16 protein-coding genes are annotated in these 24138 nt (G+C 71.8%); all 16 read right to left on the bottom strand.

Annotation, left to right across the window (positions count from 1 at the left end; all coding sequences use genetic code 11):
• Nucleotides 1-161: 161 nt before the first annotated feature.
• Nucleotides 162-1424, bottom strand: coding sequence for a hypothetical protein (locus ACFV9T_RS02280; RefSeq protein WP_385436199.1), 1263 nt, complete (start codon nucleotides 1422-1424; stop codon nucleotides 162-164).
• A 167-nt stretch (nucleotides 1425-1591) separates the two neighbouring features.
• Entirely contained in the window at nucleotides 1592-3754 is a 2163-nt protein-coding gene (locus ACFV9T_RS02275) for a protein kinase (RefSeq protein ID WP_385436198.1), read from the bottom strand.
• 51 nt (nucleotides 3755-3805) lie between these two features.
• Nucleotides 3806-6067, bottom strand: a complete 2262-nt coding sequence (locus ACFV9T_RS02270; protein ID WP_385436197.1) for a PQQ-binding-like beta-propeller repeat protein — start codon at nucleotides 6065-6067, stop codon at nucleotides 3806-3808.
• Complete coding sequence (locus ACFV9T_RS02265) at nucleotides 6067-7002, bottom strand: serine/threonine protein kinase (RefSeq protein ID WP_385436196.1); 936 nt, start codon at nucleotides 7000-7002, stop codon at nucleotides 6067-6069. The genes ACFV9T_RS02270 and ACFV9T_RS02265 overlap by 1 nt, the downstream gene beginning before the upstream one ends.
• 93 nt (nucleotides 7003-7095) lie before the next feature.
• A complete protein-coding gene (locus ACFV9T_RS02260) occupies nucleotides 7096-8013 on the bottom strand; it encodes a hypothetical protein (protein WP_385436195.1) in 918 nt (305 codons plus the stop codon).
• Nucleotides 8003-10270: a hypothetical protein gene (locus ACFV9T_RS02255; protein WP_385436194.1), complete on the bottom strand. Its 2268-nt coding sequence runs from the start codon at nucleotides 10268-10270 to the stop codon at nucleotides 8003-8005. Before ACFV9T_RS02255 ends, ACFV9T_RS02260 begins: the two co-directional genes overlap by 11 nt.
• The gene (locus ACFV9T_RS02250; RefSeq protein ID WP_385436193.1) at nucleotides 10270-11211 is read right to left on the bottom strand and encodes a hypothetical protein; all 942 of its coding nucleotides are present in this window, start codon (nucleotides 11209-11211) and stop codon (nucleotides 10270-10272) included. Before ACFV9T_RS02250 ends, ACFV9T_RS02255 begins: the two co-directional genes overlap by 1 nt.
• 170 nt (nucleotides 11212-11381) lie before the next feature.
• On the bottom strand, nucleotides 11382-12059 hold the full coding sequence (locus ACFV9T_RS02245; protein ID WP_385436192.1) for a Crp/Fnr family transcriptional regulator: 678 nt from the start codon (nucleotides 12057-12059) through the stop codon (nucleotides 11382-11384).
• A 29-nt stretch (nucleotides 12060-12088) separates the two neighbouring features.
• On the bottom strand, nucleotides 12089-12943 hold the full coding sequence (locus ACFV9T_RS02240; RefSeq protein WP_385436191.1) for a hypothetical protein: 855 nt from the start codon (nucleotides 12941-12943) through the stop codon (nucleotides 12089-12091).
• On the bottom strand, nucleotides 12940-18192 hold the full coding sequence (locus ACFV9T_RS02235) for a caspase family protein (RefSeq protein ID WP_385436190.1): 5253 nt from the start codon (nucleotides 18190-18192) through the stop codon (nucleotides 12940-12942). The genes ACFV9T_RS02240 and ACFV9T_RS02235 overlap by 4 nt, the downstream gene beginning before the upstream one ends.
• A 102-nt stretch (nucleotides 18193-18294) precedes the next feature.
• Nucleotides 18295-18966 (bottom strand): 4-carboxy-4-hydroxy-2-oxoadipate aldolase/oxaloacetate decarboxylase, encoded by a 672-nt coding sequence (locus ACFV9T_RS02230; RefSeq protein ID WP_385436189.1) that lies wholly within the window; start codon nucleotides 18964-18966, stop codon nucleotides 18295-18297.
• Between the two features lie 24 nt (nucleotides 18967-18990).
• Nucleotides 18991-20190: an aspartate transaminase gene (locus ACFV9T_RS02225; RefSeq protein WP_385436188.1), complete on the bottom strand. Its 1200-nt coding sequence runs from the start codon at nucleotides 20188-20190 to the stop codon at nucleotides 18991-18993.
• A 1-nt stretch (nucleotide 20191) separates the two neighbouring features.
• Nucleotides 20192-20935, bottom strand: a complete 744-nt coding sequence (locus ACFV9T_RS02220) for an SDR family oxidoreductase (RefSeq protein ID WP_385436187.1) — start codon at nucleotides 20933-20935, stop codon at nucleotides 20192-20194.
• A 56-nt stretch (nucleotides 20936-20991) separates the two neighbouring features.
• Nucleotides 20992-22311, bottom strand: a complete 1320-nt coding sequence (locus ACFV9T_RS02215) for an MFS transporter (protein WP_385436186.1) — start codon at nucleotides 22309-22311, stop codon at nucleotides 20992-20994.
• Nucleotides 22312-22384: 73 nt separating this feature from the next.
• Nucleotides 22385-23431, bottom strand: a complete 1047-nt coding sequence (locus ACFV9T_RS02210) for a biotin-dependent carboxyltransferase family protein (RefSeq protein ID WP_385436185.1) — start codon at nucleotides 23429-23431, stop codon at nucleotides 22385-22387.
• Nucleotides 23424-24137, bottom strand: a complete 714-nt coding sequence (locus tag ACFV9T_RS02205; RefSeq protein ID WP_385436184.1) for an allophanate hydrolase subunit 1 — start codon at nucleotides 24135-24137, stop codon at nucleotides 23424-23426. Before ACFV9T_RS02205 ends, ACFV9T_RS02210 begins: the two co-directional genes overlap by 8 nt.
• Between the last annotated feature and the right edge of the window lies 1 nt (nucleotide 24138).

Genomic DNA, 24138 nt, shown 5'->3' with positions numbered 1-24138 from the left:
TCGGCGGCTACTCCAGCCGGGGGAGATCGCGGAAGCCTTCTGGCACTGGCGGGCGCTGGCGTACGGCCCGCTCCGACGGGTGATGCGAACTCGACGAGTGCGGCTGCGATCCCGGGTACTTCCACGAGGTGCCGAGCGGCTGACCACCCCGGCGGCGGGCCTCAGGTGTTGCGTGCCGCGCGGACCGGGGCCGCCGCCGAGCTGGGCTGGTACGGGGCGGACGTGCCCGCGTACGTGGCGCGGTAGCCGTGGTGGCGCAGGTCGTCGTAGCGGGCGCGCGATCCGGTGCGGAGGGTGGCGTCGCAGCGTGCCCGGCCCCGGGAGTTCGTCACCGCGGTGCACAGCTTGCGGGCGCCGGTGGAGTCGGTGAACCTCACCGTCTGGCCGCGCAGCGGGGCGCCGTCGGCGGTGGTCAGGGTGGCGGACAGCCCCTTGACCCGCAGGGACGCGGGCGAGGTGTGCCGTTCCACGGTGGCCGGGTTCGCCGTGAGGCGGGTGGGCGCGGGGTGGGACGGCGGGAGGGCCAGTCCGACCGGGCTGCTCAGCCCGGCGATGGGCACGGTGGACTGTTCGCCGCCGTCCGCGGGGACCTCCACCACCCGGTCGTTGCCGAAGTCGGCGACGAACAGGTTGCCGTACGCGTCGACCGCGAGCCCCTGCGGGGTGTTGAGGCCGGTCGCGGGGACGGTCCGCTGCGGGCCGCCGTTCGCCGGGATCTTCACCACGCGGTCGTTGCCCGAGTCGGCCACGTAGAGGTTTCCGGCCCGGTCGAACGCGAGCCCGGTGGGCTCGGAGAGCCCCGCCGTGGGGACGGTGTACTGCGGCCCGCCGTTCGCGGGGACCACCACGACGCGGTCGTTGACGAAGTCGGCGATGTAGAGGTTGCCGCGCGCGTCGAGCGCCAGGCCGTCCGGGTGGCGGAGGCCGGTGGCGGCGACGGTGGTCTGTTCGCCGCTGTCCAGGGAGACCTCGACCACCCGGTCGTTGAAGCTGTCGGCGATGAACAGGTTCTCGTCGACGTCATCGACGTCATCGGCGTCACCGGCGTGGTCGCGGTCGACAGCGAGACCGATCGGGCGCGAGAGGCCGGTGGCCGGGATCGTCTCCTGGCCGCTGCCGTCCGCGGGCACCGTCACCACCCGGTTGTTGCCGGTGTCGGAGATGTAGAGGTCGCCGTCGCCGTCGAGGGCGAGCCCGGTGGGACGGGCGAGGCCGCTGGTGGGAACGGTGGACTGGCCGCTGCCGTCGGTGGCCACCTTCAGCACGGTGTTGTCGGTGTACTCGGAGACGTACAGCTGCGCGACAGGCGGGGCCGAGGGCGCGGCGGTGGCCGCGGAGGCGAGACCGGAGACGAGCCCGTACGCACACAGCGTCAGGATTCCCGCCAGTGCGGTCAGTCGGTGCCGTACGGAGAAGCGGCTCATTCCACACCCACCTGTGATTTCCGGACGATCGGCCCATTGCCGTGCGACCGACATTAGGAACACACCGCGAGCCCCGGCCCGCACCACGCCACCGTGCCGCCCGGATTCCACTCGGGCGGCAGACGCCGGAATGGGCGTATCCGAGTTGCGGCGGCCGAGTGGCGGGGTCAGAACACCGGCATCGCCATGACGATTCCGCCTCGCAGCAGGAAGACGCGATTGCCCGCACCTGTCATCAAGCATTCGCCGGTGTTGCCTCGCGCGCAGACCCAGACCGTGTCACCCGAATCCTTGTTCAGGACGGCGACGCCCTTCTCACCGCCGACGTCCTGGGTGGCCCAGAGGGACGTGCCCTGCACCACCGGGGCGACGAGCTGCGGCGCAACGTCACCCTGCGTGTGCCGTGCCCAGTCGGTCTTTCCGTCCCGTTTGTCACGGCGGCTGATCTCGGTGCCGTCCTGCGCGTACAGGGCATCGCCGTCGATCACCGGAGGGCCCCAGCCACCCGAGCTCTTCGTACGCTCGCTCTTCGCGGGCAGGGACCACACCGCCTTCCCGTCGCTGACCTTACGGGCCGTCAGAGTGGGCCCGCCCAGGTAGACGACTCCCTCGGAGACGACGGGAGCGCTCGGGGCAATCACCGTGGTGTGCCGGGACAGCTTCCAGGCCACTTTCCCGGTGCGGGTGTCGAGCGTGACCACCTTGCCGTTCTCCCCACTGACTACCAGGCGTCCGCTGCCGGTGGCGATCTGGGGCGGGGCGATGGGCGAGCACTCCACCGGCATGGGCACGGTCCAGCGGACCCTGCGATCCGCGATGTCCAGGGCGCCCAGGCGGTCGACCTGAGTGCTGGACTCCGTACTCGATGTCGTGAAGTAGACGGTCTCCGCATCCGCTCCGCTGATCTTGACGGCATTGGCGGGCACGGTCCATTTTTTCTCACCGGTCACGCTGTCGAGCGCGAGCAGCGTTCCCTCAGGGTCGTCCCAGTCAGAACTGACCGTCACGACAAGGCCGTCCGAGGGCGCGGCACAGCGGGCACGCGCGTCGCATTCCACCGTCCACTTGCGGCTGCCGTCAGCCACGTCGTATCCGCCCAGGCTGTAGCCCGTCACCTCCAACACCACACGACTGCCCGCGACCACGGGACGGAAGGTCGAGAGTCTCGCCCCCTGCGGGCCCCACAGGCTGGGCGGCGCGGTGCCCTTCTCGTACTGCGAAGGCTTCAGCCGCTTGGCGTCCCACGGCTTGCGCGCCACCACGGCCTCCTTCTCGTCCGCGATGGCCTTCCGGACCGCGTCGTCGTCCCCCGACAGCAGCCACCAGGCGGCCCCGCCGCCTCCCGCCGCCAGCACCGTGCCGCCCGCCGCGAGCGTGGTGAGGAGCCTGCGGCGGGAGGGCGCGGCCGGGTCGGCGGGGGTGGGTACCTCCGGGAAGGTGGTCAGCCGCTTCGCCGCCGCCTCGCGCCGCTTGATCTCGGCGGCCAGCGACCCCAGCTGCCACACCCGCTTGGCCTTGGCCTTGGCTCCCGGCGGCGGGGCGAACGCCGCCACGATCTGCTGCGGGAGCGGACGCTGCCCCGGATCCTTGACGAGGCAGGGGCCGATGAGCCCGCGGATCGCGTCCGGCACCTCCGACAGCTCCGGCTGGCCGTGCACCACCGCGTACTGCACCGCCGCCACATGCCCGCCCTGGTACGCGCGCTCCCCGCTCGCCGCGTACGCCAGCACCGCGCCCAGCGAGAACACGTCACCGGGCGGCCCGACGCGCTGCCCCATCACCTGCTCCGGCGCGCCGTAGCCCGGCGTGACCGGGATCTGGCCGGTGGAGGTGAGGGTGAGGCCGTGTTCGGGGCGGGCGATGCCGAAGTCGATGACGCGCGGGCCCGAGGACGTCATCACGATGTTGGACGGCTTGAGGTCGCGGTGCACCAGCCCGGCGGCGTGGATGTCCTGGAGCGTACGGGCGAGTTCGCGGGCCAGCTCCGCCACGCCCTGCTCGTCGAAGGGCCCCTGCTCCTCGATGGCGTCGTCCAGCGTCGGCCCGGCCAGGAACTCGGTCGCGATCCACGGGCGGCCGCCCTCGGTCCACGCCCCGAGGACGCGGGCCACCCCGGTGCTGGTGACCGCCTGCGCGGCCTGGGCCTCGCGGACGAAGCGCTGGGACATGTGCGCGTCGTGCGCCAGCTCCGGGCGGAGCACCTTGACCGCGGCGGCCCGGCCGGAGCCGTCCCGCCCGAGGTACACCTTGCCCATGCCGCCCTCGCCGAGCACACCGAGGAGGCGGTAGGGGCCGAGGCGGAGGGGGTCGCCGGATGCGAGGAGATTCATGGGGTGGGTGTCTTCCTGCCGTTGATCCGGCTGCCGTTGACGGAAGTGGGCTCACTCGAAGCGGATGGCGCAGACGAAATCGCCGCTGGTCCACGCCAGGGTCCCGGCCCGCTCATGCGCCACGAAGCCGCTGTCGAAGTTTCCCGGGACGCGGAGCGTCCAGGCGACCTTGTGCGTCCGCAGATCGACGGCGCCGATCTTCGCGTTGCCGTCGAGGGCGACGTAGGCGTACTTCCTGCCGATGACCGGCGTGACATGGAGATTGGGCACCGCGTCGCCGAATCCCGTCTCCCACAGCGGCTTTCCGGTGTCCGCCGCCACGGCGACGAGCCCGCGGGTGCCCTCGGCGACGTACACCACGCCGTCCTTCACCGCGGGCCTGCCGTACGGCCGGTCGCCGTCCTCGACATCGCCCTTGTCGCGGCCCTCGCCGAACTCCCAGGCCTTGTCCCCGTCTGAGACGCGGAACGCCATGAGCAGATCGGTGGCGAAGTAGACACGCTCATCGTCCGCGACCAACTGTCCCGGGCTGAGGTACGAGTCGTCGCCCGCTTCCCTGGGGAATGTCCAGTACCAGAGCGACTCGCCGGTACGGGTGTTGCGGGCGGCAAGTCCGTCCTTATAGGGGAGACCGTTGACGCGACGGCTCAGCACAAGCCGATCGCCAATGACATCGGCGACGGTATTGGTCTCGTATGCCCTGGGGCTGTAGGAGCCCGAGAGGGGCTGCCGCCATAGCTCCTTCCCGGTGCCGAGACTGACGGCGATGGTGCGCCAGCCTTCGTCGTCCTCGGTACCGGTATCGGCATCGGCGGAGTTCAGGAATTGTCTGGCGATGAGGTACATCACGCCATCCGCGACGAGCAACGGATGCGCCTCTTTCGAAGAGGACACGTCGAATTCCCGGAACGGCCCCGCCACGCGCTGTGGCTCGCCGTTCCCGAGGTCGATGGAGTGGACCGAGAGCCCCTGCGCGGACTCCTGCTCGGGTACGAAGGCGTACGCCCGCTTGCCGTCCGAGACGACCCGCCACTCGGCCTTCCCCCGGTCGCGCACGGTCTCCCACTCCCGGGTCCAGCGCTCCTCGCCGCTCTTCGCGTCCAGCGCCACCAGAGCGTTCTCGCACAGCACCAGAACCAGGTCACCGACGGGAATCGGCAGGAAGGACTGGTCCGCCTCGTCGACCTTCGCCCACCACACCGCGCGCGAGGGCACATTGGCCGGGCGGGGTCCTGGCCCCTTGTCCCGGGTGGACCACGCCCACGCCCCCGCGCCCGCGGCGGCCACCCCCAGGGCCGACCCTCCGCCGAGGGTCAGGAGCTTCCGCCGGGACAGCCGGGACATACGGGCCTTCGGCGCCGCGCCCGGCATCACCGTGCCGGGCGGTGCGGGCAGCCGCTCCGGCTGGATCCGCCACACCTCCGTCGCCCGCCGGGCGATCTCCGCGAGCACCGGGGCGGGCAGCAGCTCCCGGAACGCCTCCGGGTCGTCGGGGAGGCGGGCGTCGGGGAGGCGGGCGTCCAGCTCCCGGGCCAGCTCCGCCGTGCCGGGGCGCTGGGCGGGGTCCTTGCTGAGGCAGCGGGTCAGCACCGGCAGCAGGGCGGCGGGTACGCCGGTGAGGTCGGGCTCCGCGTAGCGCACCCGGTACAGCAGGTCGGCCGCCTGGCCGCCGCCGAAGGGACCGTGTCCGGTGGCGGCGAAGACCAGCACCCCGGCGAGGGCGAACACATCGCCCGCCGCGGTGTGTTCCATCCCGGTCGCCTGCTCCGGCGACATGAAGGCCGGGGTGCCCGCGGTCGCGCCCACCCGGGTGAGCCGGTCGTCGCCGAGGGCGCGGGCGATGCCGAAGTCGATGACCTTGGGACCGAGATCGGTGAGCAGGAGGTTGGACGGCTTGAGGTCGCGGTGGACGACGTCCGAGCCGTGCAACTGACCGAGCGCGGCGCACAGGGCGGCGCCCAGCGCCCGTACGGTCCGCTCCGGAAGCGGACCGCACACCGCCACCGCGTCGTCGAGCGGTGGGCCGAGCACGTACTCGGTGGCCAGCCAGGGGATGTCGGCGAACGGGTCGGCGTCCACGACCGCCGCGCCGTGCCGCCCCCCGATGACGCGGGCGGCGTCGATCTCCAGCCGGAAGCGGGTGCGGAACTCCGCCTCGGTGGCGATGCGTTCGTGCATGGTCTTGACCGCGACCGTACGCCCCTTCGGCGAACGGCCGAGGTACACGTTGCCCATACCGCCGCCGCCGAGCCGGGAGATCAGCCGGAACGCGCCGAGCCGCTCGGGGTCGTCATGGTTCAGGGGGTGGGCCATCAGATCCGTCCCAGGGCCGTGGGCTCGTACGACGGGCCGCCCGGCGCCTCGCCGCCCGCCACCGGTCCACCTGCCACGTCCGTCTCCGCGGCCAACAGCTCGGCGGACTGCCGGACGAGCGCCCCGATGACCGCGCCGGGCAGCCAGCCGGGCCCGAGGGCCGCGACCGCCCCGCTTCCGGCCGGTGCCTCCTCCGTACGCGTCAGCTCCGCCAGCAGCTGGCCGCCCTGCGGGCGGGATGCCGGGTCGCGGGCCAGGCACCGCGCGATCGTCGTACGCAGCCCTTCGGGCAGTTCGCGGCGTTCCGGGACGGTGTGCCCGGTCGCGGCGTACGCCAGCACCGAGCCCAGCGCGTAGATGTCGCCCGGCGGCAGCGTCTGCCCGCCCGCGACCTGCTCCGGCGGCAGACTGCCCGCGCCCGCCCCGGGCGGCCCCGACCGGTGCGCGCCGAAGCACGTCAGCCACGGCCCGTCGGCGGTGAGCAGCACCGCGCCGGGCGAGACACCGCCGTGCGTCACGCCCCACGCGTGCGCGGCCGCCAGCGCCTCGGCGAGCGCGGCGCCCACGGCGCGGACGGTGCGCTCCGGCAACGGCCCGCCGTGCGCGGCGAGCGCGCCCGGCAGCGGCAGCGCGGGCAGATACGGCGAGGCGTACCAGAGCGCCTCACCCGTCCCGCCGAGGTCGGCCACCGGCGCGATCCAGTCCCCGGCCAACCGCCGCCGCGCGGCCTCCGCCTCCACCGCGAACCGCGCCGCGTCGGCGCCGGGCAGCGGGGTGCTGATCACGACCGTGCGGTTCCCGCCCGGCAGCCGCCCGATGAAGCGCCGCTCCGGCACCGCCACCCGCCCCCTGGCCCAGGGCTCCTCCGTATCGAACCGGGCCACCAGGTCATACGGACCGATCCGCCGCGGATCGTCCGAGCGCAGCGGTTCCACGACGTACGACTCCCCCCACTCACGACACAAGCCCGCCAACCCTACTCACGCCGGGTGGTCCCCCAGGAGGGGGCCACCCGGCGGTCGCCGCGCTCACGCTGCGGGATTCTGGCGCGAGCTGCCGTTCACCCCCGCGTTCCGTGGTCCCGGCACGCGTCGGCCCAGGGCGATGAGCCGGTCGCGCAGCAGCTCGGAAAGCTCTTGCTGTTCCTGTGCCGTCAGCTTGCCGAGCAGTCCGGCCATCTCGTCCTGCCAGTCGGTGTCTCCCCGGACGAGTGCCGGGTTCTGCACCGACCAGTCGAGCACCTGGCTGACCTGATCCGGATGCCTGACCAGCCAAAGGGCCGCCAGCGAGACCGGCCCGTTGCGCAACGCCTGGATACAGAAGTCGTACTCTTCGCGGCGATGGGCCGTCCAGGAGTACGGAAGACCTTCATCCCCGGCCTGGCCCAGGCGCAGTTCGCCATCCATGTCACGGGCTTGAACGTCCGTGACTCGGTAGGTCAGTCCGACGCCCTCCAGCCGCTGGGGCGGGTCCAAGTGGTGCATCATCTCGGGGGCACCGAAGCTGCGTCCGGCGGCGCTCTGGGCTTCTTCCAACTGGTACAGGCACTGGTCGAGATTCTTGCGCACGGCGTCCCATCCGAAGGCCGTACGCGAGCGCACGACCTGCGCCGGGTCGTGCACCCACCACAGCACGCGCACGTCCACCGACACGGTTCCGTAGGCGGTCGGCAGCGCCACGCTACGGGTCTCCGGCTGTTCTCCCAGCCGGACGCGGAAGGCCTCCTCGTATCCCCGGAACAGCCCGAGGGATGTTGCCGTTCCTTCAGCCGGATGGAAGGACCGCTCACCACGGGGACGTTTCGAGGCCAGCACCTGGTAGGCGCCGTACCGGTCTCTCAGAACCAGGGCACGGTCACGTCGGCCGGACCAGCGCTGACGAAGGATTTCCCGCCAGGGCGCCTGGGGGGCGAGGGTGTAGAGAGGGCTGCTGTTCTCAGAAGTCACGATGTCCTCCCGTGGGGGTGCGGTCGCCGTCCGAGCGCCACGGCGTCGGCCCACCCGCGCGCCAGGCACTCAACGTTTCGCGGGCGATGTCCCGCCCGGCCAGCTCGGGGGTTTCCTCATGGCGGTCGATCACGACGAACAGGCGCAGCACTCCGTGGCGCATGGTCCGCGCCAGAGCCGTGAGCAAGGCTTCCACGGCGTCCTTCTGCTGTTCGTTCCAAGCGGCCATGCCACACCACTGGATCAGGTAGCGACAGGTCGTATCGAAGGTGTCGTCGTCGTCCAGGGCTCGGCGGATGAGATCGACGATCTGCTTTGCGGTCTCGCCGTCGTGAAGCAGCTCTCCTATGAACCAGGCGGCGTTGTGCAGCAGATACGGGAAGTTCCGGAGCGCCAGATCCGCATCGGCCCCGCCCCCGCTCGCCCACTCGGCCAGTTGCCGGAAGACCAGCATCTCGTTGCCCGAGGAGAAGAGATCGCCCAGCGCAGAGCGCACCGCCCAGCGCAAGGTGGGCTCCTGCTCGTCGTCGATGCCGTGATACAGCCCTCGCAGGAGCCGCATGGCGAGATCCGGCCGGGCGAGCCCGAACTCCGTGCCACACGTGTAGGCGACGGTGGACCGCAACTGTTGGCTCCGCGCCCCGCTCCATCTGAGGAGGCGGTGTTTGACCTCCGAGGCCAGCACGGGGTCCTTCGCCGCCACCCCCATCGCGTACGCCGCGATGATCCTGCTGCTGTTGCGGTCGGACTTGGCGAGTGTGCCGATGTGCCGCAGCGCCCTGCGGCCACCGCCCCACCCGGCGGCCATCCCCATGACCCTGCCGACCGGCCGGGTCAGTTCGCCTTCGTTCTTGACCGCGTCCATCCAGTCCGTCAGCACTCCGGCCAGCTGTCCGTACTCCCGCCACACGTAGCGCAATACGGTCTCGGCCTGCCGGTGCCGGGTGAACCGCACCGGTTCCACCGCGTAGGTGTAGCCCGAGGTGGTCCGGGTCTCCTTGGGCGCGCACTGCGCGCGTACCGAGCGCAACAGGTCCTCCAGGGAACGCCGGAAGACGAAGTGCGGGTTGGAACGCGGCTGCTGCGGCCCTTGGTCTCCGGCGCGGTCGTCGGACGGTGGCTGGACGGAACTGAGGCGGCCTTCCGCGAGTTCCAGGAGCCGCTCGGACTCCTCCCTGACGATCCGGTGGTCCAGTCCCTCGAAGACGCAGGTCGCCAGTAGGAAGGCCAGCCCGTCGGCGTCGTCGACCAGCTTCCCGATCAGATCCGGTACCTCGCCCTCGGCGAGGAAGCTCAGCCGGTTCCGCAGACTGGCCGGGTCCGTCCCGTCCTCGCCGGAGGCGACCACCGTGGCGACCAGTTCGGCCACTTCGGCGGGCATCAGTTCCGGGACCAGCAGCTCCTCCAGCAGCCCCGGCTCCAGGTTTCCGAGCAGCCGCCCCCGCCGCGCCGGGTCCGGCACCGCGGCCTCCAAACGGGCCTCGAACACCGCTCGCGGCGGCGCCGGACGGCAGGGCACAGGCGTCACATGGAGATCGCGTTCCAGGCTCCGTACGAGCTCGGGGTCATCCGGCAGCACGATGACCATGCGGGCGTCGGCCTCGTCCAGCAAGCGCCGCAGATTGCCGACCATGCCCGGCCTCAGGGGGTACTTGGGCAGCAGCCCGTCCACAAGGTAGCCACGGGCCTCGGGGTGGGTGGGACGCCAGGTGGCGAGGTTCATGTCACTGTCGACCGCGCGCAGCGCCATGCTGCTGCCGCTGTGCCGATGCAGGAGGTTCAGGGCCGCGGTGCGGCGCCCGGTGCCGGGTGCCCCGGTGAGAAACAGGACGCGGGTGTCGAGCTTCCCCAGCGCCGTAGGGAACCAGTCGGGCTCGGCGAAGCCCAGGCCCGCGCCCAGGATCTCGTCCGCGGAAATGGGCCCCTCGCGCGCCTCCACGCGGCGACCGCCGGGGCCGGAGGCATGGTCGTCGTTCTTCACATGTTGACCGCCATGCACGGAGCCCGCGTTGATATTGCCGTTCGGTGCGTGGATGAAGAGTGTCCGGTCCTCTGCCGAGAGGCGTCCGAGCAGTTCATCCAAGCCGCCGTAGGGGCTCTGATAGTCGAAGCCGTCCTCGTCGTCATCGAAGCGGTCGGGCTCGTCCTCGTCGGGTCCTGTGCCCTTCGCCTCCGGCTCCTCCGGCCTTGCTCTGTCGGGCTCCTCCTCTGCGGCTGGACCGGCGGGGAGTTCGGGCCGCCTTCCCCGCATGCTCATCAGCGGCCCACGTTCTTGTCGCCACGGACCGTATCGCCCTGTCGGCCATGGACCGTGCCCGCCTTGCTGCCGCCGAAGCTGTCACCGCCGACATTGCTAACGCTCTGGCCACCGTGCACGGTCCCGGTGTTCACGTTTCCGTTGTCGGCCCGGTTGGTCACAGAGGGCGGAGCCGTCTCGTTGCGGACCCCCTCCTGCCCAGCGTCATCACGGGCCGTCCGGGCCTCCTGGTCCTCGATCACCTGGTCCCCCAGGATGCGGCGGTCGTACAGCGATCCCGAAGGAGCGGGTACGTACAGCCACGCGCGCTGGGCGAACGACTTGCCCTCCACGGTCGCCGGAACCTCGGTGAAGTGGTCGAGATGGCGTCCCGTATAGCCGCTCGCCACCGCGTCCTGGTAGCAGCGGTCGGAGAGGATGGCGGCGACTTGGGTGATGTTCTCGCTGGAGGCGGCCAGCATCGCCTTGACCGGGCGGGAGTCGAGCAGCCGGTGCGTGTCGTTGCGCGGAGTGCCCTTGCCGTCCTCCTGCTCTCCCGCGTCGGTCACCGGCCCGATGTGCAGGCTGACGCGCAGCCGGATACGTACGGCCCCCATGGAGTGCACGTTGAATTCGGTGAGGACGTCCTGGAGCGTGCTCAGCCAGGGGTGGACGACGAACGGCATTACGGTCGGATCGAAGCCGAACACAAACCCGTCTCCGGTGGAGTCGGGGAACCGCCGGTCGTTCCACACCTCCGCGATCCCCGCGCGCTCGAACGAGGTGCGGAGCAGTTGCGGAATCGCCCGGCTGATGACGTCGTGCTCGATGGCCGGGTAGCCGGTGAAGTCCTTGGCATCGACGGCCACGAGGCCCCGGTAGGGCGGCAGTCGACGGCTCCGGGTGTAAGGGGCGGCGGTGGCCTGGGGCAGTGCGGTGTGAGGCTCGGAGAACTCGGACATGACGGCTCCTTCGCGGAATCGGGTGGCCGGGCGGATGGCCCGGGCGTCTGCTGAGGAGTCGCCCGGGCCGCCGCGGCCCTTCGAGATTCGCGAATTGGCCCCTTCCCTTCCGCTCTCTCAGTGCGGATAGCGGGTGACAGGTGCCACAGAGGCCCCCAGGCTTTCCGGGGTCATCCGCCGTCAGAGGCGGCGATACATCGCAGGGCGGGCAGGTCGTCGATCACGATGCGCTTGCGCCGGGTCCACACCTGACAGGACTCCAGCTCACGCAGCAGCCGGGTGACGGTGTTCCGGGAGCACCGGAGATGCTGCGCCAATTCGTCATGGGTGACGGCGAGTTCCCGGGAGCGCGAGATGTCGGCGAACTTCACCAGGGTCACCGCCAGCCGGTGCAGCACATCACCGCTCCCGCGGGCCTCTGTCGACTCGCGCAGCCGCGCGAGGGCGTAGCGTTCCAGGACGGGAGACAGTTTGTGCTCGTCGACGAAACGAGTGAAGTCCGCGGCCATCATGACCGCGACCTTGCAGCGTGACAGCGTCTCGACGCTCGCCAGTCGTACGCCCCCGCCCCGCACCGCCACCTCCCCCAGCAGCTCTCCGGGGCCGCGGAAGGCCAGCAGGGTGGGCGCGCCGCCCCGGGAGGTGCGCACGACCTTGGCCACGCCACTGAGTACGGACAGCACCAGGGTGCCCGGCTCGCCTTGTTGCAGCAGCAACTCGCCGGGCGAATGCCAGCGTTCGTACGAATGCCGGACCAGCTCCTCCCACACCGCCTCTCCCGCAAGATCACGCAACGTCTCGCCCAGCGTGCCGGACGCTCCCACGGCGTCATATGCGAAGTCGCTCATGCAACGACCTTGTCCTGTGCGAGCCCGCGCTACACCGTCAGCGCCCCGGCGACGGCCGCGCCGGTTTCGCGGGCCGTCAGGTACGGGCGGACATCGTGGGCCTGGGGGCCGTTATGGACGAGGTGGTCCGTGACGCGAGCCCCGAAGGCGGGGGCGAGAGTTTTGGTGAGGGCCACGGCGTCGGCGCGATCGGCGATGTTGGTCCAGCGGGTGACGGGGGCGGGCCAGCGGGGGTGCGGGGCGGGTTGGGGCAGGAGGCGGTCGAAGACCAGGCGGGGGACGGCGAGCGGGGAGCCGAGGGTGATGAGGTGCAGGTCGGACCACTCGGGGTGGGCGCAGAGAGTTTCGTAGGCGACGACGGTACCGAGGGAGTGGGCGACGATGACCTCCGTGTCGGCGGTCACGGTGCGGGTGAGGCGGTCCTGGACTCGGGCGCGGAGGTCGGGTTCGGTGAAGTAGCGGCGGACCTGACGGGCGCTGGCGATCATGAGCCGTTCGCTGAGCCCGGCGAAGAACGCCGAGTGGCTGAGCGCGTTCAGGGCGCGCTGCACGGCATACGGGGTGCGCAGGCGGGTGGTCGCCTCGGGCCCGGTGACCTGCGGGTCCTGCTGGGCGGCGGCATGCCACCAGCCGAGCAGGAGGTCGGTTTCCAGGCCCTCCTCGACGTCGGACGCGTCGAGTTCGGGGACGCCGAGGCCGAGGCCGCGGTGGCCCGCGGGGCGGAAAAGGTCGCCGTAGAAGGCCATGGCGACCTCGTACGGCTCGGGGCGGGGGCCGGAGGCGAGGGCGAGGCCGTCGCACAGGGCGGGGTACCAGTCGGCGAGCAGCGTCTCGGCGCCCTTCACCTGCTGGGCGATGCCGTGGACGAGTACGACGCGGGTCACGGGGTGGCGTTCTCCTCGCCGGTGGGGGTGGTGAGGCCGAGGACGACGGCGCCCATGTGGGTGGCGACACACAGCTGTCCGCCGCCGACGGCCAGGTCCCGAATGCTGCTGCCGATGTCGATCTCGGCCGTCCAGGAGGCGGACCGCAGGTCCCAGACGCGGACCAGGCCGAAGCGGTCGGCGGCGACCAGGATCGGTACGCCGCGGATGTCCGCAGCCTCGATCGCCAGGACGCCGGAGGGGAAGGGCTCCAGGTCGATGCCGAGGTCGGAGCGGGCTGCCACGTCCCAGAAGCGCAGGTGGCCATCGCCCGTGCCGACGACGAGGGCGTTGGGGCCCAGGTGGGGGACGAAGTCGACGCTGAGGGCGCCCATGGGGTGACCGGTGAACGGTTCCGTGAAGGGCTCACCCGTCTGGAGGTTCCACAGCCGGGCGGTGCCGTCGAGGGAGGCGCTGGCCACCACGTCGACTCCGTCGGCCGCCCCCGTCCGCAGGGCTTCCACATACGAGGTGTGGCCGGTCAGTGGCGGGCAGAAGCTCGTCTGGGCGCGCAGGTCCCAGACGTGCAGGGTGTGATCAGCCGCGGCTGACACCACCAGGGCCCTGCCGTCCAGGGTGCACAGGCACACCTTCCATGCGGTGCCGGAGCGCCTGCCCATGCGGCGCCGGGGGGTGAGACCCCACATGTCGGCCTCCTGCCAGCCGCCACGCACGACGACGGTATCGCCGTCCACCCGGGCGGAGGCGGCGCAGCTGACGGACATCGAGGCCGACGTGATGTGAGGGGCCGTCTGACGTCCGTCGTCCAGGTCGTGGGTGCGCACCGTGCCGTCCAGGCTGCCGGTGACGACGACCGCCCCGCCGCCCGGTGCCGGGACGATGTCCGCCGAGACCAGGCTCTGCGCCAGTCCGCACAGCGGCTCTCCGACCGGGCGCATGGTGGTCAGGTCCCAGACGCGTACCTCCTGGGAGAGGGCGGTGACCGCCATCGGGGTTCCGCCCACCAATCCGAGGGCCGGGGCGGACGGAGGCGCCCCGCTCAGCCTTGTGGCGCCCTCCAGCGGCGCCCCCAGTTCGGTGCCCGTGTCCAGGTCCCACACCCGCGCGCAGTCGTCGTAGCCGGTGGACGCCACCAGGGTGCGTCCGCCGATCTGTACCAGCGTGCCCGCCAGTACGTGTCCGGTGTGGCCGAGGAGTGGTCCGCCGACCGCAGCACGGGTCGTGATGTCATGCACGGACAGACCGTTGGCCTCGGAGCTGGACAGTACGGCCGGACGACTGCCGTGGAACGCCACCCCAACCGCCCGCGCGTTCGGCATCAGGTCCACCACATTGACGTGCGCGTAGGGCGCGGTCGGCGTACCGGCTCCCGTACCGTCCAGCCGCCACACATAGGCATGGCCGAGCGAGGTGGCGATGGCGATCTCCATGCCTCCGGCGGTTCCCGCGACAGCCAAGTGCCCGACGCCGCCAATGTGTCCGGCCAGCGGCGGCATCGCGGGCTCGCCGGAGGCCACGTGCCAGATACGCACGGTGCCGTCCTCGCCGCCGCTGACGACGACCTGCCGCCCGGCCAGGGTGCCGGTGGCCACACAGCGCACCACATTGGTGTGGCCGGTCAGCGGCGCGCCCAGGGGTTCGCCGCGCAGCGGGTCCCAGAGCCGGACCGTGGTGTCGGAGCCGCCGGTGACGGCGACGGGGCGGCCGTCGATCCGCTCCAGGACGACGGCGAGCACCTGCCCCCGGTGACCCTCCATGGGCCGTCCGGCCTGGGCGCGGGTGCGCAGGTCCCACAGCCGGGCGGTGCCGTCCTGGCCTCCGGTGAGGGCGAGCGGACGGCCCCGTACGTCGCGGAAGGCGACGGCGGACACCCGGCCGGTGTGGCCTTCGGCCGGCTGGTCGGCCGACAGGTCCCAGATGCGCGCGGTGCGGTCCTGGCTAACCGTGACGGCCAAGCGTGCGCCGCCACCGATGAGGGCGGCGGCGGTGATGTCCTCCACATGGCCGCGCAGGGAGTGGCCAAGCTGGCGCAGGGTGCGCAGGTCCCACAGCCGGGTATCCCACACCCCCGCGGTGAGCGCCACGGTACGGCCGCCGAACTCGCCGATGGCTGCGGAGGCGACGCCGCTGCGCTGCAAGGAGCGGTGGGCGGTGACGGGTTCGCCGAGCTGGCGGCGTTCGGCCAGGTCCCACAGGCTGAGCATGCCGGACTTGTCGCCGACGAGGGCCACCGTGCGGTCGTCCAGCCGCCCCAGGCATACGGCGGTGACCGCCTCGGCTGGGCCGATCAGGGGGCTGCCGTCGATGCGGGCGTCGCCGCCGTCCAGGACGTCGCTCAGGTCCCAGACCTGGACGGTCTTGTCCTCGCCGCCGGTGACCGCGACCGGGCGGCCGTCGAGTTCGCCGAGCGCCGCGTCCAGGACGGTGCGCTTGTGGACGGCCAGGTCACAGCCGAGCTGGCGGCGCCCCGCCAGGTCCCAGATCCGCGCCGTACCGTCCTGGCTGGCCGTCAGCACCACGGGCGTGTCGTCGATGGCGCCGATCTCCATGGCCTCGACGCGGTTGGTGTGCCCGGTGAGCGGCTGCCCGTACTCCTGGCCCGCCGACAGGTCCCACACCCGGACCGTGCCGTCGACGCCGCCGGTGAGCGCGACCGTGTAGTCCCCCAGGTCGCCGATGGCGACCGCGTTGACCGGGGTGGACACCGTCAGCGGTTCGCCGATCTGCCGCTGGTTGGTGAGGTCCCAGACGCGGGCCGTGCCGTCCACGCCGCCGGTCACCGCGATGGGCCGCCCGTCGAGGTCCCCGGTGGCGACGCAGACGACCGCCTTGGTGTGGCCGCTCAGCAGGCGATGCGCGCCCGTGGCCGACCACCACGCCCAGCGGGCCGTCCACGGCAGGGCGACCCCGAGCCGTCCGATGGCATCGGCGAGCTCGTCCGCCTGGCAGCGGCGGGCGGACAGCTGGAGGTCGGCCGCCCGGCCGCCGAGCGGGCGGTCGGGGGTGAGCCGGTGCGCGACCTGCTCGTACGCGGTACGGACCCGACGCGGCCCGTCACCGTCGATCGACGCGAACGCCCGCAGCAGCCCGAGCGGTTCCCCGGCCAGCAGGAAACCGGGGTCCCTGATCAGCTCGGTGAGCAGGCCCGCCGCCCCGGCGTGGGTGGCCAGATGCTGGCGTACGTAGGGAGGTGCCGCGAACCAGTCCGGCCGCCCGTCCGGCGCCGGGACGACCGACACCAGGGCCTCGACCACGGACTTCTGGATCTCGTCGGAGGACCGGTCGGCGGTCGCGCGCAGATGCTCGGCGAGCGCCTTGTGGTACAGCCGGTACACCGAGCGCCGGTCGTCGTCGATGACCTCCGCGACGTACGCCTCGGCGACGTCCAGCAGCCAGGAGACGTCTTCCTCGGTGCAGTCGGTGCCGGAGAGCAGCGAACTGAGCGTCGTCCACACCTGGCCGCGCGGCAGCCCCTTGCCCTCGGAGAAGGCCAGCGGAAGCAGCATCCGGCGCACCCGCGGCTCGTCCGGGCCGAACCGGGCCAGATAGTCGTCGAACGCCTCCCCGACCTCGCTGGGCAGCCGGTCCGCCCAGCCGGGGTGGTCCACGTCGACCGCGGCGCGGTCGGAGCGCAGGGTGCGTGCGGTGGTGCGGGCGTAGAGGTAGACGCCTGCGGCCTTCCGCGCGACGCCCCGGGCGACGGTCGCCGCGAGGGCGGGCCGGTCCCGGTAGGGCGTACGGACCTCCGGCTCCTCCACGGCGAGGAGCACCTTGGCGACGTACCCGGCGACGTCCGCCTCCTCCGCCCGGTAGCCGGGGCGGTCCAGGTCGAGGCAGGTGAAGGTGGGGCCGAGCGGCTGCACCAACTCATGGCGGGTGCCCACCAGGAGTCGTACGCCCTGGATCTCCGCCATGGGCCGCAGCAGTTCGCGGGTGATGCGGCGCGGCTCCCCGTGGCCACCCGCGTCGGCGGCGGTGTCGGACCCCGCCTCGTCGACGGCGTCCACGACGACCACGACCGGCGGGCCGTGGCGGCCGCGCCGGGTCAGCTCCTGGAGCAGCGCGGCCGTCCCGTCCACGGGGGTGCCGAGCGCGCTCGCGATCCGCTCGACGACCTCCTCCAGCCGCTTGTGGCGCGCGTGCACCGCGGTCGTGACACAGTCCTCGGGCACCAGCGTGGCCGGGTCGACGCCCTCCGGGGCGAACTTCGCGCGGTACGCGGGGTCCGACGGCGCCACGATCCGGCCGAGGACCGCCGACTTGCCGCAGCCGGGGCTTCCGGTCACGACCCGGCCCTTGCCGTCGCCGTGTTCGGCGGTCAACCAGGCGACGAGTTCCGTCAGCACCCGCTCTCGGCCGCTGAAGTACAGGCCCTGCTCGGACTCGAACTCCACCCCGCGGGCGCGGGGGCCGAAGTGCTCGGTGAGGTCGCGTTCGGAGACCCGGCGCTGCACTTCGAGGTCGGTGCCGAGGGGCGGCAGTTCCTCGCGGTACCCGGCGTTGGGCAGGAACGGCGCCAGGCCTGTGACCAGACCGCTGGCCAACTCGGCACGCTGGCCGCGGCCGTCGTGGTCGAAGCGCTCGTTGACCGCCTTCACCAGTTCGGTGAGGTCGAGGAACTGCTGACGCTGCCCGGTGCGCTCCGTGGTGACCCCCACGGACCCGCCGAGCGCCGCCACGAAGGCGCCGTCCTCGGCGACATCCTTGCGACGGGCCGACGCCAGGAACCACAGCCCGGTCGAGGTCGCGGCGCCGCCGTTCCGGTACGCGATCGACTGCAGCGCCAGCCCGGCGGCGTCCGCGCTGCCCGCCCCGGCACCGCAGGTGTCCAGCACGACCAGCAGATGGCGCAGCTCGCCCCGGCACAGGATGCGCACCAGGTCTTCGGTGGCCAGGGCGGTGGTGGCCGGGTCGTCGTCCTGCGAGTTCCAGCACAGCAGGTAGTGCCGGTCCCGGTCGTGGACGAGGCCGTGCCCGGCGAAGTACACGACCACCACGTCGTCCGGGGTGAGCCGGATGTCGGTCGACCAGTGGCGCAGCTTCTGCCGGATCTGCTCGGCGCCGTCGTACTCGCCGAGCCCCGGCAGGACGGCCTGGTAGCCGAAGCCGTCGAAGAGCCCCGTCATCGCGGCGACGTCGCCGGGCACTTGGGGCAGCTGTTCCTCCTCCGGCAGATGGCAGTACCGCCCGCTGCCGAGCGCTATGAAGAATCGCCGCCCCACCCGCAGCCCCACCGCCGCTTCCCCCACTGCCGTGCGTTATCCGTAACCGGATGATCGCAACCCGTGTCGGGAAGCGCAACGGGGTCGGGCGCATGAGTGCGGGTACCCAGGTGCGCGGCCGTGGCGGGGTCAGTCGATGACCAGGCCCTTGGCCTTCAGGATCGGTTCGAGGCCGCAGACCTCTATGACGCTCTTGCCGGAGCGGTAGGCGGCGATGAAGGCGTCTTCGGCCTCGACGCGGGCCTGGCATTTGGCGATGACGTCCGCCAGGTCCTCGTGGCGGACGATCACGACGCCGTCGGCGTCGGCGCGGACCACGTCGCCGGGGCGGATGATCTCGCCGCCGATCAGGACGGGTTCGGCCATCGGGCCGACGGTTTCCTTGACCGTGCCCTTCATGCAGACGCTGTAGGAGAAGACCGGGAAGCCGAGTTCGCGCAGCTCGCGGGTGTCGCGGACGCCGGTGTCGGTGACCAGGCCGCCCAGGCCCTTGGCGACGCAGGCGTTGGCCAGGACGTCGCCGAAGGAGCCCGCCTCGGCGTATTCGCCCGCGGAGACGGTGATGACGTCGCCGGGGCGGGCGTGGGCGATGGCGACCTGGAGCATGATGTTGTCGCGGGGCGCGCAGACCACGGGGAAGGCCGGGCCGCACAGGGACATCGCGGGGTCGACCGGCTTGATGGTCGAGTCGAGGGCGCCGAGGCGGCCCTGGGCTTCGTGGATGGTGGCGGCGGAGTAGCCGCTGAGCTGCTTCACCAGGTCCGGATCGGGGCGGGTGAAGGCGGTGTTCACGCGGATCATGCGGGCGATGGCTCCTTCGGGAGGTCAGGAGAGGTCAGCGCGGGCGCGGGCTATGGCCTCGCAGGCCGCGGTGAGGACGTCGTTCGAGGTGGCGAAGGAGATGCGGAAGTAGCCCGGCGAGCCGTACGCGGCGCCGTGGATGACCGCGACGCCCTGCGACTCCAGCAGCTGGGCGGCGACGTCCTCGTCGGTGCGGATCTCCTGGCCCGAGGGGGTGCGGGTGCCGAGGAGGCCGGTGCAGTTGACGAAGGCGTAGAAGCCACCGTCGGGCGGGGTGCAGGACAGCCCGGGGATGTCGTTGATCAGCTTGACGACGGTGTCCCGGCGGCCTCGGTAGACGGCGACGCTGTCGCGGACGAAGGACTGGTCGCCGGAGAGCGCGGCGGTGGCGGCGGCCTGGCTGATGGAGGAGGGGCAGGAGGAGATCTGGGACTGGAGGGTGTTGATGGCCCGGATCAGCTCGGCGTTGCCCGCGCCGTAGCCGATGCGCCAGCCGGTCATGGCGTACGTCTTGGAGACGCCGTTGGTGTAGAAGACCCGGTCGGCCAGGCGTGGTTCGACCGCGGCGAGGCTGTGGACCTGGCCCGTCTCGTAGAAGATCTCGTCGTAGATCTCGTCGGTGAGCACGTGGACGTGCGGGTGGGCGAGCAGCACCTCGGCGAGGGCGCGCAGCTCGTCCGCCGTGTAGACGGCGCCGGTCGGGTTGGACGGGGAGTTGAGGACGACCCAGCGGGTGCGGTCGGTGAGGGCGGCGGCCAGCCGGTCGGGGGTCAGCTTGAAGCCGTCGGTCTCCGGGCAGGGCACGATGATCGGGGTGCCGTCGTTGGCCAGCACCATGTCCGGGTACGAGACCCAGTACGGGGCCGGGATGACGACCTCGTCGCCCGCGTCCAGGGTGGCCATCAGGGCGAGGAAGATGATCTGCTTCCCGCCGCCGCCCACCGCGATCCGGTCGCCGGGGTAGTCCAGCCCGTGGCGCCGCCGGAGCCGGTCGGCGATGGCGGTCCGCAGTGCGGGGGTGCCGTTGACCGGGGTGTATTTGGTGACGCCCTGCCGGATCGCCTCGATGGCGGCGTCCTTCACATGGTCCGGGGTGTCGAAGTCGGGTTCGCCCACGGTGAGGTCGAGGATGTCCCGGCCCTGGGCTTTCAGTTCGCGGACCCGCTGGGCGGCCGCGGTGCTGGGGGACGGCTTGATACGGCCGACACGCTGTGCGGTGCTCATCTCAGTCGGCCCTCCGCTCGAAGTTGAGCCCGCCCGGCACCTGGAAGGTGGGCAGGATCTCGATATGGCCGATGTTGACGTGGCGCGGCGAGGAGACGGCGAATTCGATGGCGTCGGCGATGTCCTCCGGCTTGAGCGATTCGTAGCCGTCGTAGAACCGGCGCTGGGCCTCTTCCATGTCGCCGAGCAGCCGTCCGAAGATTTCCGTCTCGACCCGCCCGGGGCAGATTTCGGTGACCCGGATCCGGCGCCCGTAGCCGTCCACCCGCAGCTGGCGGGAGAGGGTGTGCACGGCGGATTTGGTGGCGTGGTAGATGGTGTTTCCGCCGAAGTTGTAGACACCGGCGATGGAGCTGATGTTGACGATATGGCCGAGGTCGCGCTCCACCATTCCCGGCATGACGAGCCGCACCAGATGCAGCACCGCCTGGATGTTGACGGCGACCTGCTCGTCGACGGCGAACTCGTCGGCGGTGAGGATGTTCCCGGTGCGCGACACCCCGGCGTTGTTGACGAGGATGTCGACCTTCAGGTCCCGCAGTTCCGCGGTGAGCGCGGCGGTGTCGGTGATGTCGACGGCGTGCGGGACGCAGCCGGTGCGCCGGGCCAGTTCGTCGAGCCGGTCGGCGTTGCGGGCGACGGCGTGGACCTCCAGGCCCTGCTTGACCAGCCGCTCGACGACCACCGCGCCGATTCCGGTGGAGGCACCGGTCACCAGTGCGGTCTTGTAGTCGGAAAAGGGCATGGGGGCTTCGCTCCTCTGTGAAGAAACGGGGATGGGGGAAAGGCGGGGGGGGGGAACTACGCGTCGCGCAGCGGCAGGTGGGCCTTGTCCGTCACCCGGGATACGGCGATGAGCGTGCCGAGGGCGGTGACGACCGCGTAGAAGGCGGGCATGTTGACGTTTCCGGTCTCGGCGATGAGATACGTCATCAGCAGCGGCGCGGTCCCGCCGAAGAGCGCCGAGGAGACGTTGTAGCCGAGGCCGTAGGCGGAGTAGCGGACCCGGGTCGGGAAGAGTTCGACCAGCAGGATGTGGATGACGCCGGTGTGGCCCGCGAAGACGACGGCCATCACGCATGCGCCGATAACGGCCAGCGCCACATTGCCGGTGCCGATGAGCAGGTAACAGGGAATGCCCAGGGCGGCCATGGCGATCGCGGCCCCCGACAGGACCTTCTTCCGCCCGATCCGGTCGGACAGCTTGCCCATGAAGGGAATGGCGAGGGAGATGGCCACCAGGCTGGCCGAGGTGACGAGCAGCCCCTGCACCTTGCTGAAGTGCAGCTCGGTGCTCATGAACGTGGGCATGTAGCCGAACAGCACGTAGTAGCCGGAGCCGTTCATCAGCGGGATGAACAGGGCGAGCAGCATCGCGCGACGGTGCTCGGAGGAGGTGAAGGCCTCCTTGAGCGGGTTCTTCGACAGCCCGCCCGATTCCTTCAGCCGGTTGAAGTTCGGGGTGTCGCTGATGCGCTTGCGGATGTAGAGGCCCGCGACGCCCAGCGGAACGGCCAGCAGGAACGGAATGCGCCAGCCCCACGACTCCATCGCGTCCGACCCGAGGCCGCTGTTCATGCCCGCGGCGACCAGCGTGCCGGTGAGCAGCGAGAGGAACGAGGCGATCTGGGCGTAGCTGGTGTAGAGGCCGCGCTTGCCCTCGGGGGCGTGCTCGGCGAGGAAGCTCATCGCGCCCGACGCCTCACCGCCGACGGAGAAGCCCTGGAGCACCCGGAGCAGGATGAGGAGGATGGGGGCCGCTATGCCGATACTCGCGTACGTCGGCAGCATGCCGATCGCCGCCGTCGCCACGCTGATCAGCATGATCACGAAGACGAGCATCCGCTGGCGCCCGATGCGGTCGCCGAGGTGACCGCAGATGATGCCGCCGAGCGGGCGGAAGAAGAACGAGACGGCGTAGCCGAGGAAGACGAGCTGCACCTGCACCGCGTTGGACGCGTCGGGGAAGAAGACGACACCCAGGGTGCCCGCCATGAAACCGAAGATGCCGTTGTCGTAAAGCTCGGCGAAGATCCCCACGCATCCGGCGAGGGTCACCTTCCGCGCGGTTCTCGGATCGACGACGTTGGGGGTTGGCTGAGCGGCGGCGACGGCGGTCATGATGTCTCTTTTCTGCAGGCGGGGTCAGCCAGGTGGGGACGGGTCACTCACAACGGGGGAAGGGGACGGGATTTCAGACGGGGGAGGGAGTGAACGGGGCGGGGATGCGCAGCTCTTGGAAGACGGTGCGGACGCGGGCGGCGAGGGCCCGTACGGCGTGGCGCTCGGCCCGGTACGCGGCCACCGCCTCCTCCACCGTCCGGTGCCGGAACCGGACCGACTGGCCGGGCCGGGCCTGCCCGAGGGCGGACAGGCCGGTGGCGGTGACCACGGCGAGCACCGGATATCCGGCGGTGACGCCGCGGCCCCGGTGCAGGACGAGCAGTTCGTCGCCCGCGGGCACCTCGACCGCGCCGACCGGCACACCGCGCGAGAGCACCTCGCCGGTCGCCACCCGCCTCGGTACGTCGCCGCTCATCCGCAGGCCGATGTGGTTGCTCCGGGGGGTCACGGTGAACGGCGACCGGAACAGCCGCTCGGCGGTGTCGCCGAACTCGTCGAGGTCCGGCCCGTCGGTCACGTCGACCGTCCACGTCTCGCCGTCGGGCCCGGAGTCGGCGAAGCGCGCCACCGGGGCGTGCACCCGGAAGAGCGGAATGCCGAACACCGGGTGGTCGACCGGCGGGCAGGAGGCCCGCAGCGCCAGTTCGTCGCCCTCGCGCAGCGTGCGCCCGAAGCCGAGGATCGTGTCGGGGGCGCAGCTGCCGAGCAGGGACGGGGTGTCCACCGAGCCGAGGACGGCGAGGTAGACGCGCAGGCCCAGCCGGATGCCGGAGACGGTGATGGTCTCGCCCGCCCGTACCGGCAGCGGTTCCCACTGCGGCCTGGGCACACCGTCCACGGTGACGTCGGCGGGCGCGCCGGTGACCGCGATGAGGATGTCGGTGGAGGGGGTGCAGCCGAAGTCCAGGGCGGTGATCTCCAGCAGCGGCGCGCCCTCGTCGTTCCCGGCCAGCACGTTGGCGACGCGGGCGGAGTGCTGGTCGAGCGCGCCGTTGACCGGCAGGCCGTAGCGGGAGTGGCCGAAGCGGCCGAGGTCCTGCACGGTCGTCAGGCCCGCGCGGTGCACGGTGAGGGCGCCGGTGGCGGTGCGGGGGTCCACGGTGAGGGTGTCAGTCATGACACGCCGCCAGGGGTGCGCCCGCGTGCTCGTCCCACTGCTCGGGGGCGATCGGTACGAACTGGAACGTGTCCCCGGGCCGGTACGGGGTCAGCGGCCGGGCGTCGAGGTCGAGCACCCGCAGCGGGGTACGGCCCAGCAGCGGCCAGCCGCCGGGGGACGGCATCGGCGAGATGACGGCCTGACGCCCGGCCACCGCGACCGACCCGGGGACGACGCTGGTACGCGGCGACGCGAGCCGTGGCACCGGCCGGGGGAACGCCGGGCCGTCCATCATCGGGGCGGCGGCCGGGGCTCCGAAGCAGCGGACGGTGAGCGGGGCGCGCGAGTGCAGCGCCACCACCTCGTTCTCGCTCAGCCCCAGCTGACCCGCCACGACGGGCAGATCGGGGCCGTATTCGCCGCCGTACACCACCGGTACGACGAAGCGCCGGGGCGCGGGCCCGGGACGGGGGCTGTCGGCGAGCCGTCCGCTCTCGTAGCGCAGCAGCCGCCGGAGCGTGGTGTGGTCGGTGGTGGCGCAGTCGAACTCGACGAGCAGGGTGTCGTACGTGGGCACGATGCCGTACACCCCGCCGGGGCGGGCGGCCTCGACCGCGTCGGCCAGCGCGTGGACGGTCTCCCAGGCCCGGTCCGGCGCCAGGCCGGTGGCCTTGACGACGACGGCCGAGTCGCCGCAGTCCGCGATGGTGACCTCGCCCGCCATG

It is taken from the genome of Streptomyces sp. NPDC059850, assembly GCF_042731515.1.
Classification (GTDB): domain Bacteria; phylum Actinomycetota; class Actinomycetes; order Streptomycetales; family Streptomycetaceae; genus Streptomyces.
This window is presented reverse-complemented; position numbering and strand designations above follow the sequence as displayed.